The sequence below is a fragment of the Pseudomonas sp. S5F11 genome (assembly GCF_019641515.1).
Classification (GTDB): domain Bacteria; phylum Pseudomonadota; class Gammaproteobacteria; order Pseudomonadales; family Pseudomonadaceae; genus Aquipseudomonas; species Aquipseudomonas rhodesiae.
The window spans coordinates 2,676,025-2,687,454 of record NZ_JAIFJZ010000001.1 but is presented as its reverse complement, the minus strand read 5'-3'; the positions used below and the strand labels follow the sequence as shown (position 1 = coordinate 2,687,454).

General features: G+C 60.6%; 11 protein-coding genes. 4 read left to right on the top strand and 7 right to left on the bottom strand.

All coding sequences use genetic code 11. The annotated features are described in order from the left end of the window. Window positions 1-15 precede the first annotated feature (15 nt). Both K1567_RS12150 and K1567_RS12145 read left to right on the top strand, forming a co-directional pair. On the top strand, window positions 16-696 hold the full coding sequence (locus K1567_RS12150; RefSeq protein WP_034095852.1) for a Fe2+-dependent dioxygenase: 681 nt from the start codon (window positions 16-18) through the stop codon (window positions 694-696). A gap of 1 nt (window position 697) precedes the next feature. Then, entirely contained in the window at window positions 698-1,453 is a 756-nt protein-coding gene (locus tag K1567_RS12145) for a tetratricopeptide repeat protein (protein ID WP_220698525.1), read from the top strand. A 33-nt stretch (window positions 1,454-1,486) separates the two neighbouring features. Here K1567_RS12145 and K1567_RS12140 read toward each other — a convergent pair whose 3' ends face one another. The 5 genes from K1567_RS12140 to K1567_RS12120 all read right to left on the bottom strand — a co-directional run bounded on the left by K1567_RS12140 (window position 1,487) and on the right by K1567_RS12120 (window position 6,533). Beyond that, the gene (locus K1567_RS12140; RefSeq protein WP_034095854.1) at window positions 1,487-2,650 is read right to left on the bottom strand and encodes a type III PLP-dependent enzyme; all 1,164 of its coding nucleotides are present in this window, start codon (window positions 2,648-2,650) and stop codon (window positions 1,487-1,489) included. Window positions 2,651-3,046: 396 nt separating this feature from the next. Beyond that, window positions 3,047-4,204, bottom strand: coding sequence for a betaine/proline/choline family ABC transporter ATP-binding protein (locus tag K1567_RS12135; RefSeq protein WP_003171711.1), 1,158 nt, complete (start codon window positions 4,202-4,204; stop codon window positions 3,047-3,049). Next, window positions 4,201-4,854: an ABC transporter permease gene (locus K1567_RS12130; RefSeq protein ID WP_005784720.1), complete on the bottom strand. Its 654-nt coding sequence runs from the start codon at window positions 4,852-4,854 to the stop codon at window positions 4,201-4,203. The genes K1567_RS12135 and K1567_RS12130 overlap by 4 nt, the downstream gene beginning before the upstream one ends. 12 nt (window positions 4,855-4,866) lie before the next feature. Further along, on the bottom strand, window positions 4,867-5,760 hold the full coding sequence (locus K1567_RS12125; RefSeq protein WP_034111735.1) for a glycine betaine ABC transporter substrate-binding protein: 894 nt from the start codon (window positions 5,758-5,760) through the stop codon (window positions 4,867-4,869). Between the two features lie 20 nt (window positions 5,761-5,780). Then, window positions 5,781-6,533 (bottom strand): ABC transporter permease, encoded by a 753-nt coding sequence (locus K1567_RS12120; RefSeq protein ID WP_232925194.1) that lies wholly within the window; start codon window positions 6,531-6,533, stop codon window positions 5,781-5,783. A 296-nt stretch (window positions 6,534-6,829) separates the two neighbouring features. Between K1567_RS12120 and K1567_RS12115 the strand changes: the two genes are divergently transcribed. Beyond that, window positions 6,830-8,413, top strand: coding sequence for a peptide chain release factor 3 (locus K1567_RS12115; RefSeq protein WP_034111736.1), 1,584 nt, complete (start codon window positions 6,830-6,832; stop codon window positions 8,411-8,413). A gap of 737 nt (window positions 8,414-9,150) precedes the next feature. Next, window positions 9,151-9,396 carry a hypothetical protein gene (locus tag K1567_RS12110; protein ID WP_034095858.1) on the top strand — a complete coding sequence of 82 codons (246 nt, stop codon included), beginning with the start codon at window positions 9,151-9,153 and terminating at the stop codon, window positions 9,394-9,396. An 87-nt stretch (window positions 9,397-9,483) separates the two neighbouring features. Here K1567_RS12110 and K1567_RS12105 read toward each other — a convergent pair whose 3' ends face one another. Continuing rightward, on the bottom strand, window positions 9,484-10,455 hold the full coding sequence (locus K1567_RS12105) for a peptide ABC transporter ATP-binding protein (RefSeq protein ID WP_034095859.1): 972 nt from the start codon (window positions 10,453-10,455) through the stop codon (window positions 9,484-9,486). Continuing rightward, window positions 10,455-11,423 carry an ABC transporter ATP-binding protein gene (locus K1567_RS12100; RefSeq protein ID WP_034095860.1) on the bottom strand — a complete coding sequence of 323 codons (969 nt, stop codon included), beginning with the start codon at window positions 11,421-11,423 and terminating at the stop codon, window positions 10,455-10,457. The genes K1567_RS12105 and K1567_RS12100 overlap by 1 nt, the downstream gene beginning before the upstream one ends. Window positions 11,424-11,430 lie beyond the last annotated feature (7 nt).

Here is an 11,430-nt window from a genome sequence, read left to right as displayed (position 1 = left end):
CCCAGGTACTGCCCCATGCTGCTGCACATTCCCGGCCTGTTCTCCCGCGAGGAGGTGCAGCGCATCCGCCAGGCCTTGGAAAACGCCGATTGGGCCGACGGTAAAATTACCGCCGGGCACCAATCGGCCAAAGCCAAACACAACCTGCAATTGCCCGAAGGCCACCCCTTGGCCAAGGAAATCGGCACGGCGATGCTCGAACGCCTGTGGCAAAACCCGCTGTTCATGTCGGCGGCGTTACCGCACAAAGTGTTTCCGCCGCTGCTTAACTGCTACACCGCCGGCGGCAGTTTCGACTTTCATATCGATAACGCCGTGCGCCAACCCAAGGGCAGCCCTGAGCGGGTGCGCACCGATTTGTCGTCCACATTGTTTTTCAGCGACCCCGAGGACTACGACGGCGGCGAACTGGAGATCCAGGACACTTTCGGTGTGCAGCGGGTCAAGTTGCCGGCCGGCGATATGGTGCTGTACCCCGGGTCCAGCCTGCACAAAGTCAACCCGGTGACCCGGGGCGCGCGTTACGCCTCATTCTTCTGGACCCAGAGCCTGGTGCGCGAAGACAGCCAGCGCACATTGCTGTTCGAGATGGACGGCGCGATCCAGCAGTTGACCCGGGATGTGCCCGATCACCCGGCGTTGATCCAGCTCACCGGCACTTATCACAACCTGCTACGTCGCTGGGTTGAGGTTTGATATGAGCTTTTTGTTGCGTCGCCAAGAGGTGCTCACGGTCGAGCAATTGCAGAGCATGCTTGACGACTCCCCGGTGCGCGCCGCCCAGGCGATCCTGGTCGCGGCGAAGGAAGGGGTGGTGGATGCCCAGGCGTTGCTAGGGCAGATTCTGCTGGACGGGCGCGGTATCGAACGCGATCAAGCGCTGGCGCTGCGGTGGTTTCGCATTGCGGCACAAGGCGGGCAGTTGATGGCGCGCAATATGCTCGGGCGTTGCCTGGAACACGGCTGGGGCTGCGCCGTCGACGAAGCGGCGGCCGCGCGGGAATATCGCCTGGCGGCCGAGGCGGGGTTGGACTGGGGGTTGTACAACTACGCCAACCTGCTGGCCACCGGGCGTGGTGTTGCACAGGATCAAGCCCAGGCATTGGCGTGCTATCGCCAAGCGGCCGAGCGGGGTCATGCCAAGTCGATGAACTTGCTCGGGCGGTATCTGGAGGAAGGACAATTCTGCCCACGGGATCTGGAAGCCGCGCAGCAGTGGTATCGCCGTTCAGCCGAGGGCGGGGATTTTCGCGGGCAATTCAGTCATGCGGCGGTGCTGGCGGGTAATGGCCAGATCGAAGCGGCGTTGGCATGGCTGCGCAAAGCGCTGGCGGGCGGGAATCTGAAGTTTCTGCGGGTGGCCCACACGGCGCTGGCGGCTACGGATGACCCGAGGATCCGGGCGATGGCGCAGGCTTATCAACAACGAGCCCGACAGTTGGAAAACCTATAGGAGCGAGCCGCTCGCTCCTATAGGAAGCACGGTTTAGACGTAGTAGGACTTCAGTGGCGGAAACCCATTGAACTCAACGGCGCTGTAGCTGGTGGTGTACGCACCGGTGGACAACCAGTACAAACGATCACCGATCGCCAGGTTCAGCGGCAGGCCGTACTTGTAGTTTTCGTACATGATGTCGGCGCTGTCGCAGGTCGGTCCAGCGATGACCACTTCTTCCATCTCACCTTTCTTCTCCGTCCATATCGGAAACTTGATGGACTCGTCCATGGTTTCGATCAGGCCGGAGAACTTGCCCACATCCGTGTACACCCAACGCTCGACGGCGGTGCGGGATTTACGCGCCACCAGCACCACTTCGCTGACCAGAATGCCGGCGTTGGCGATCAACGAACGGCCGGGCTCCAGGATGATTTCCGGCAGATCGTCGCCGAAATCTTCCTTGAGGAAGCGGATAATTTCCTCGGCATAGGTTTCCAGGCTGTTGGTGCGGGTGATGTAGTTGGCCGGGAAGCCGCCGCCCATGTTGATCAGCTTGAGGTGGATGCCGTCTTCTTCTTTCAAACGCTCGAAGATCACTTTGACCTTGGCGATAGCCGCGTCCCACACGCTGATATCGCGCTGTTGCGAGCCGACGTGGAACGAGATGCCGTACGGCACCAGGCCCAGGTCACGGGCCAGGATCAGCAGGTCCATGGCCATGTCGGTCTGGCAGCCGAATTTACGCGACAGCGGCCAGTCGGCTGTGGTGGAGCCTTCGGTGAGAATGCGCACATACACTTTCGAGCCCGGCGCGGCCTTGGCGATATTGCGCAGGTCGGCTTCGGAGTCGGTGGAGAACAGACGCACGCCCTTCTCGTAGAAGTAGCGGATGTCCTTGGATTTCTTGATGGTGTTGCCGTAGCTGATGCGGTCGGCGCTGACGCCACGGTCCATGACCTTGTCCAGCTCGTAGATCGAGGCGATGTCGAAGCTCGAACCTTTGTCTTTCAACAGGTCGATGATCTCGACGGCGGGGTTGGCCTTGACCGCGTAATAAACCTTGGCGAATTCGAAACCGGCGCGCAGGTCATCGTAGGCCTGGCTGATCATCGCGGTGTCGATCACCACGAACGGGGTTTCTTGCTTGTCGGCGAACGCCTTCATTTTGTCAAAAGTGGCGCGCGCGAAATAATCTTCGACGTTGATCGACATGCTGGGAACTCCTAAGGGCAAACTGTATTGATCAATGGGTACAACTGAACGTCCTCCGTATCCCCACTTTGGTTCGCCTACTTCCCAAGGCATGTCGCCGAAAGCAAAAAGGCCATGGGATAAGCTGCCCTTGGCCTTGCTGTCTCGTCGTCAGTACTTGAGCCGGATGGATCGTTTCCAGCATGGACGTTCGGCGCGAACTTTAGGGCGTGAGGGGCCATAGATCAACTAAAAATGTCGCGTTTCTGCACGCGTTCGTCGCGCTGCGTTGTGCAGCTACTTATGTAACCGACCGGTGTGACGGAATGATGTTCCCCGCATGGGGGTAATTGAAGGTATTTCCCTGACAGATCACGGACCCAATATGGGAGGGAGCAAGCCCCCTCCCGCACAAGATCAGGCCAGGGCGGTCTCGGCAGGGGAGACGATGCTGGTCTTGCCCCCACGGGACTTACCGGAGCTCAGGTACTCGGCAATCGACTCTTGCGTTACTTCCCCCAGGAACACCCGCTCGGCATCCATCACTGGCAACCACGAGCGATTGAACTCGTACATGCGCGACAACAGGATGCGCAAGTGCTCGTCATACGCCGCCGTGGCATTGAACTCACGCAGGTACTGGCCGCAAGTGCCGGTCTGACGGTGCAGGTCGCGACGGCGCACATAGCCCAGCGCCTTGTTCTCGGCGCAGGTCACCACCACGTAGCGACGGTCGTGCTCGTCCATCAGTTCCAGCGCATCGGCCACCGGGGTTTCCGGGCTCACCGACGGGGCGTTGTCCGCCGCGTCTTCGGCCTTGACCAGCAGCAGGCGCTTGAGGGTGCTGTCCTGGCCCACAAAGTTGCTGACGAATTCGTCTGCCGGGTGTGCCAGCAACGTGTCCGGGTGGTCGATCTGCAACAGCTTGCCGGCGCGGAAAATCGCGATCTTGTCGCCCAGCTTGATGGCTTCGTCGATGTCGTGGCTGACCATAATCACCGTCTTGTTCAGCGCCCGCTGCATCTCGAAAAACTCGTTCTGGATCATCTCCCGGTTGATCGGATCGACCGCGCCGAACGGCTCGTCCATCAGCAGCAACGGCGCATCCGCCGCCAAGGCGCGGATCACGCCAATCCGCTGTTGTTGGCCACCGGACAATTCACGCGGATAGCGATGTAGGTACTGCTTGGGCTCCAGCTTGATCATGCTCATCAACTCGCGGGCGCGGTCGTGGCATTTCTGTTTGTCCCAGCCGAGCAGTTTCGGCACGACCACGATGTTCTCTTCGATGGTCATATTGGGAAACAGGCCGATCTGCTGGATCACATAGCCGATGTTACGGCGCAGGGTCACTTCGTCGAGGTCGGTGGTGTCTTCGCCGTTGATCAGGATCTTGCCCGAGGTGGGTTTGATCAGGCGGTTGATCATCTTCAGCGTGGTGCTTTTGCCGCAGCCCGATGGCCCGAGGAATACACAGATCTCGCCTTCATTGACGGTCAGGCTGACATCGTTGACGGCGGTGACGGTTTTGCCGTTGCTTTGGAACGTCTTGGACAGGTTTTGAAGTTCGATCATTTGAGCAATCCTTTTGGAGTCAGCGAGCGTTGCAGCCATTGCAGAAGCAGGTCGGCGAAGATGGCCAGCAGGCTGACCAGCACGGCACCGACGATCAGCATCGACATATCGCTGCGGCTGATGGAGGCCAGAATCAGTACACCCAAGCCACCGGCGCCGATGGTGGCGGCGATGGTCATCACACCGATGTTCATCACCACGGCAGTGCGCACGCCAGCGAGGATCACTGGCACCGCGATGGGCAACTCGACCATGCGCAAGCGCTGGCCGAAGGTCATACCGATGCCTTTGGCGGCTTCGCGAATGCCCGGCTCCACGCCGGTGAGGGCCAGGTAGGTGTTACGCATGATCGGCAGCAGGGAGTAAAGGAACACGGCGGTAATGGCCGGCATCGGCCCCAGGCCCTGGCCGAACTTGGAGTAGAACGGCAACAGCAGGCCGAACAGGGCGATGGAAGGCACCGTCAGCAACACGGTGGCGCTGGCTTGGAGCGGGCCGGCCAGCGTCGGGAAGCGCGTCATCAGGATGCCCAGGGGAACACCGATAAAGATCGCCAGGATCACCGCGATACCGACCAGGGTGATGTGCTGCCAGGTCAGGTGCAGGACTTGGGCCCAATCAAGATGGGAAAAGGCGTTCAGGAATTCCATGTCTTCTCCTCGTTAGTTGATCGGATGCTGGCGCAGAAAATCAGCGGCCACGACGGACGGGCTTTCGTGGTCGACGTCGACGCGCGCGTTGAGTTGGCGCATGGTTTCGTCGTCGAACAGCGCGGCCAGCGGCTTGAGGTCGGCGGCCAGTTGCGGGTGCGCGTCCAGGTAGGCCTGGCGCACTACCGGCGCGGCGGTGTAGTCCGGGAAGTAATGCTTGTCGTCCGCCAGCAGTTTTAATTTGAAGGCGTTCAAGCGACCGTCGGTGGTGTAGACCAGGCCGGCGAACACTTGGCTATTGCGCAGCGCGGTGTAGACCAGGCCAGCGTCCATTTGCCGGGTGTTTGCGCGGGTCAGGTTCATCTCATACAGCTTGACCATGCCGGCAAGACCGTCGGATCGATTGGCGAACTCGGTGTCCAGCGCGACCAGGCGATGTTCCCGGGTGTTTTCCGCCATCGCCTTGGTGAGGTCGCTGATGCTGTTGATCCCGGGATGTTCCTGCGCGACCTTCTGTGGCAACGCCAGGGCATAGGTGTTGCTGAAGCGCGACGGCGCCAGCCAGATCAGGCCCTTTTTCGCGTCGAGTTCTTTGACCCGAGCGTAGGACTGTTCGCTGTCGAGTTTCTCGTCGATGTGGTTGTAGGCCACCAGCGACACACCGGTGTATTCCCATAACAGGTCCAGTTGCCCGCTTTCCTGGGCACTGCGCGCCAGGTTGCTGCCAAGGCCGCCGGTCACTTGAGGGGCATAGCCCTTGGTGCGCAAGTATTGGGAGGTGATCTCGGCGAGCAGGGTCTGTTCGGTGAACACCCGGGCGCCGATGCGGATTACCGGTTTTTCTGCGGCTTGTGCAAACCCTGCGCACAGCAGGACGCAGCTCAATATCAGTGTCAGCTTTTTCATGTGAATTCCTTTGCCAAGCCTTAAGACGGACGCAAGCCGCGTTCCAGCCAGAGGCGGCTGGCCATGGTCACCAGACCGTCCAGCAACAAGGCCAGCAGTGCCGTGCATGCGGCGCCGAGCAACAGTTGCGGCTGATTGTTCAGGGCGATGCCGGGGAAGATCAGACTGCCCAGGCTGTTGGCGCCGATCAGAAACGCCAGGGGCGCGGTGCCCACATTGATCGCCAGCGCCACGCGCACGCCGCCGATGATGATCGGCACGGCATTGGGCAACTCCACGCGAAACAGCACCTGGCGCGGGGTCATGCCGATGCCGGTGGCGGCTTCTTTGAGCGAGCCTTGAACGTTTTTCAGGCCTTCGTAGGTGTTGCGCACGATAGGGAGGAGGGAGGCGAGGAACAGCGCGAAGATGGCCGGGCCGCTACCGATGCCGAGGACGCCGAGGGCGATGGCCAGTACGGCCAGGGGAGGGACGGTATTACCGATGTTGAAGATCTGCATGAAGCGTTCTGCGCGCCCGACCATGTGCGGTCGACTGAGCAGGATACCGGCGGGGATGCCCACAACGAGGGCCGCCAGCATGGAGACTAGAACGAGAACTAAGTGAGCTTGCAGGTAAAACAACAAATCGTCGCGGTACAACTCGATCGTGTTGATGCCGATCCAGTGGATCAGCAGGGCCAGGAGCGCGACGACAACCGCGCCTCCTATCAGCCCTTTGCCATAGCGAATAGCCACAGGCGGACTCCTTTTTTCTTCTGTCGACGAACACATTCCTGCGTGGCATGCCATGGCTGGCTGTCAGCGAAAAGTGAACGCGAAATGCAGCTCGCCAATGCCGTCAAAAGCGGCATGAGTTCGAGCCATAAGCGCAGCCTCGTCAGGCTAACTTGCTGATTTTTCAGCCCCTGTTACGAGTGCGATAGCAGGGGAGTGGACGTCTCTACCTTTTAAAAGGTTCCACACTTGGCACCATTTAGCCACCCCTGATCGGGTGAACGGTGGTCCGTCACCTTGGGTTTGCGCTATACTCGCCGCCCTTTTTTGACTCACCTGCCAGGCGATTTCCCATGACCCACCAGGCCGCCGAAGTCGCGAAACGCCGCACTTTCGCCATTATTTCCCACCCCGATGCCGGTAAAACCACCATCACCGAGAAGCTCTTGCTGATGGGCAAGGCAATCGCAGTGGCCGGCACGGTGAAATCCCGCAAATCCGACCGCCATGCCACCTCCGACTGGATGGAAATGGAAAAACAACGGGGTATCTCCATTACCACGTCGGTCATGCAGTTCCCGTATCGCGATCACATGGTCAACCTGCTCGACACCCCGGGCCACGAAGACTTCTCCGAAGACACTTACCGCACCCTGACCGCGGTGGACTCGGCGTTGATGGTGTTGGACGGCGGTAAGGGCGTCGAGCCGCGCACCATCGCGCTGATGGACGTGTGCCGTCTGCGCGATACGCCCATCGTCAGCTTTATCAACAAACTCGACCGCGATATCCGCGACCCGATCGAGCTGCTCGACGAAATCGAAGCCGTATTGAAGATCAAGGCCGCGCCGATCACCTGGCCGATTGGTTGCTACCGCGACTTCAAAGGCGTGTACCACCTGGCCGACGATTACATCATCGTCTACACCGCCGGCCACGGGCATGAACGCACCGAAACCAAGATCATCGAAAAACTCGACTCCGACGAAGCCCGCGCCCACCTGGGTGACGAGTACGACCGCTTCGTCGATCAGTTGGAGCTGGTGCAGGGCGCCTGCCATGAATTCAACCAACAGGAATTCCTCGACGGCCAGCTGACCCCAGTGTTCTTCGGGACCGCCCTGGGCAACTTCGGCGTCGACCATGTGCTCGACGCCGTGGTGGACTGGGCCCCGCGCCCGCTGCCACGGGTGGCCAACGAACGTACCGTGGAACCGGTGGAAGAGAAATTCACCGGCTTCGTGTTCAAGATCCAGGCAAACATGGACCCCAAGCACCGCGACCGTATCGCGTTCATGCGCATCTGCTCCGGCAAATACGAAAAAGGCATGAAGATGCGCCACGTGCGCACCGGCAAGGACGTGCGCATCGGCGACGCCCTGACGTTCTTCTCCTCCGAGCGTGAACAGCTCGAAGAAGCCTACGCCGGCGACATCATCGGTTTGCATAACCACGGCACCATCCAGATCGGCGACACCTTCACCGAAGGTGAAGCGCTGGGCTTTACCGGTATCCCGCACTTCGCCCCGGAACTGTTCCGCCGCGTGCGCCTGCGCGATCCGCTCAAATCCAAGCAATTGCGCCAAGGCTTGCAGCAACTGGCGGAAGAGGGCGCCACCCAGGTGTTCTTCCCCGAGCGCAGCAACGACATCATCCTCGGCGCCGTGGGTGTGCTGCAGTTCGATGTGGTCGCCAGCCGCTTGAAAGAGGAATACAAGGTCGAATGCTCCTACGAGCCGATCACCGTGTACTCCGCACGCTGGATCGAATGCGCCGATAAGAAAAAGCTGGAAGAGTTCTCCAACAAAGCCGTGGAAAACCTCGCGCTCGACGGCGGCGGGCACCTGACCTACCTGGCCCCGACCCGCGTCAACCTGGCGCTGATGGAAGAGCGCTGGCCGGACGTGAAATTCCGCGCGACCCGCGAGCACCACTAAACAACATGTGGGAGGGGGCTTGCCCCCGATAGCAGTGTGTCAGCCCTGAATGTACTGGCTGACACACAGCTATCGGGGGCAAGACCCCTCCCACTTTTTTTACCGCGTTGTGTCTAACCGGAACTTGGATAGGCGGAAATTGGCGGTTAGCGGGCCAAATTGTGGCGAATTTGCCAGCACATCTTGGCCCAGATGTGGGAGGGGGCTTGCCCCCGATAGCAGTGTGTCAGCCCTGAATGTACTGGCTGACACACAGCTATCGGGGGCAAGCCCCCTCCCACTTTTTTTACCGCGTTGTGTCTAACTGGAACTTGGATAGGCGGAAATTGGCTGTTGGCGGGCCAAATTGTGGCGAATTTGCCAGCACATCTTGGCCCAGATGTGGGAGGGGGCTTGCCCCCGATAGCAGTGTGTCAGCCCTGAATGTACTGGCTGACGCACTGCCATCGGGGGCAAGCCCCCTCCCACTTTTTTTACCGCGTTGTGTCTGCCCCGGAACTTGGATAGGCGGAAATTGGCGGTTAGCGGGCCAAGTTGTGGCGAATTTGCCAGCACATCTTGGCCCAGATGTGGGAGAGGGCTTGCCCCCGATAGCAGTGTGTCAGCCCTGAATGTGCTAGCTGACACACAGCCATCGGGGGCAAGCCCCCTCCCACATTTTTTTCCACCAGGCGTTAGATTGGCGAGAACCCGGCATCCGGTCTAGCGTTTAACCACCGACTGCAAAGGAGACCACCGTGCGAAAGGCTCAACGCGCCATATCCCTGCTGTTGCTGGCCTGCCTGTGGCTGACGACCCTCCCGGCACTGGCTGACGCAGGCACGCCTCAGTGGAAAGACACCGGCCCGGTCACCAAGAAAAAGCAGAAAGAGGTCAATTCCGGCAGCTGGCAACCCCAGGCCCAACCGGCTCCCAAAGAGGACGCAGAAAACCCCTACAACGAAGGGGAAGACAGCGAAACCTATGACGATGGCGACCAATAGCCGCAAAAAGAAAGCCCCTCCCGCCAGGCTGATGCGCAACCTGATGGGAAGGGCTGTGAAACTCTGCTACTGATCGGTCCGGCGCGCTCAGGCGACGAATTGTTCCGCGTAGTGGCAAGCCACCTGACGGTTATCCAACGCTCGCAATTGCGGCTCCTCGGTGCTGCAACGCTCGGTGGCGTACGGGCAGCGCTTGTGGAACGCGCAACCCGGCGGCGGGTTCAAGGGGTTGGGCAACTCGCCGACGATTTTGATCTTCGGTTTGTTCGGATCCGGATGAATGGTCGGCGTGGCCGACAGCAGCGCCTGGGTGTAGGGGTGCAGCGGGCGCGCGTAAATGTCTTCCTTCGGGCCGACTTCCACCGGGCGACCGAGGTACATCACCATCACATCGTCGGCAACGTGTTGCACCACCGCCAGGTTGTGGGAAATGAACACGTAGGCCGTGTTGAATTCCTGCTGCAGATCCATGAACAGATTGAGCACCTGGGCCTGGATCGACACGTCGAGCGCCGAGGTCGGTTCATCCGCCACCAGCACTTTGGGTTGCAGCATCATCGCCCGAGCCAGTGCAATCCGCTGGCGCTGGCCGCCGGAGAACATGTGCGGGTAGCGCTGATAATGCTCGGGGCGCAGGCCCACTTGCTTCATCATTGCCTGCACTTTCTCGCGGCGTTCGGCGGCGGACAGGTTGGTGTTGATCAGCAGCGGTTCGCCCAATTGGTCGCCGACTTTCTGCCGTGGGTTCAACGAGGCATAAGGGCTTTGGAACACCATCTGCACGTCTTTGCGCAATTGCTTGCGCTGGGCCTTGTCGGCACCGGCGACTTCCTGGCCGGCGATTTTCAGCGAGCCCGAAGACGGTTCTTCAATCAGCGTGAGTGCGCGGGCGAGGGTGGACTTGCCGCAACCCGACTCGCCGACCACGGCGAGGGTCTTGCCGGCTTCCAGCTCGAACGACACACCATTGAGGGCCCGCACGGTGGCGTGGCCCTTGAACAGGCCACGGGACACTTCGTAGTGACGGGTCAGGTCGCGGGCGGTAAGAACGACGGCCATTACGCCACCTCCTGGTTCAAGGGGTAGAAGCAGCGCGCGAGGCTGTTGGTTTTGGGATCGAGGCCCGGGCGCTGGGCACGGCAGGATTCCTGCACATACGGGCAGCGCGGCGACAGCAGGCAACCCTGCGGGCGGTCGTAGCGGCCGGGCACGATGCCAGGCAACGTGGCCAGGCGGGTGGCGCCCAGGCTGTGCTCGGGGATCGCCTTGAGCAGCGCTTCGCTATAAGGGTGCGCGGGAATATCAAACAGTTGCGGCACCTGGCCAACTTCCACGGCTTGGCCGGCATACATCACGCATACGCGCTGGGCGGTTTCGGCCACCACGGCGAGGTCGTGGGTGATCAGCACCAGGCCCATGTTCTGCTCTTTTTGCAGGGCCAGCAGCAGGTCCATGATCTGCGCCTGGATGGTCACGTCCAACGCGGTGGTCGGTTCGTCGGCGATCAGCAGTTTCGGCTCGCCGGCAATTGCCATGGCGATGGCTACGCGCTGGCTCATACCGCCGGACAGTTGGTGCGGATAGGCGTCCATACGGCTGGCGGCGCCTGGGATCTCAACTTTTTCCAACAATTCGATCGCGCGTTTGCGTGCCTGTTTGCCGGACATTTTCAGGTGCAGGCGCAGCACTTCTTCAATCTGGAAACCCACGGTGTAGCTGGGGTTCAGCGCGGTCATCGGGTCCTGGAACACCATCGCCAGGTCTTTGCCGACGATCTGGCGACGTTGACGGCTGCTCAGCTTGAGCATGTCCTTGCCGTCGAAGGTCAGCGCATCGGCGGTGACGATGCCGGGATGCTCGATCAGGCCCATCAGCGCCATCATGGTCACGGATTTCCCCGAACCCGACTCGCCCACGATGGCCAGTACTTCGCCCTTGTCCACGGACAGGTCGAGGCCGTCGACCACCGGCACGGCGGTTGCGTCGCCGAAGCGTACGTTGAGATTCTTGATTTCTAACAGTGACATGGGAATC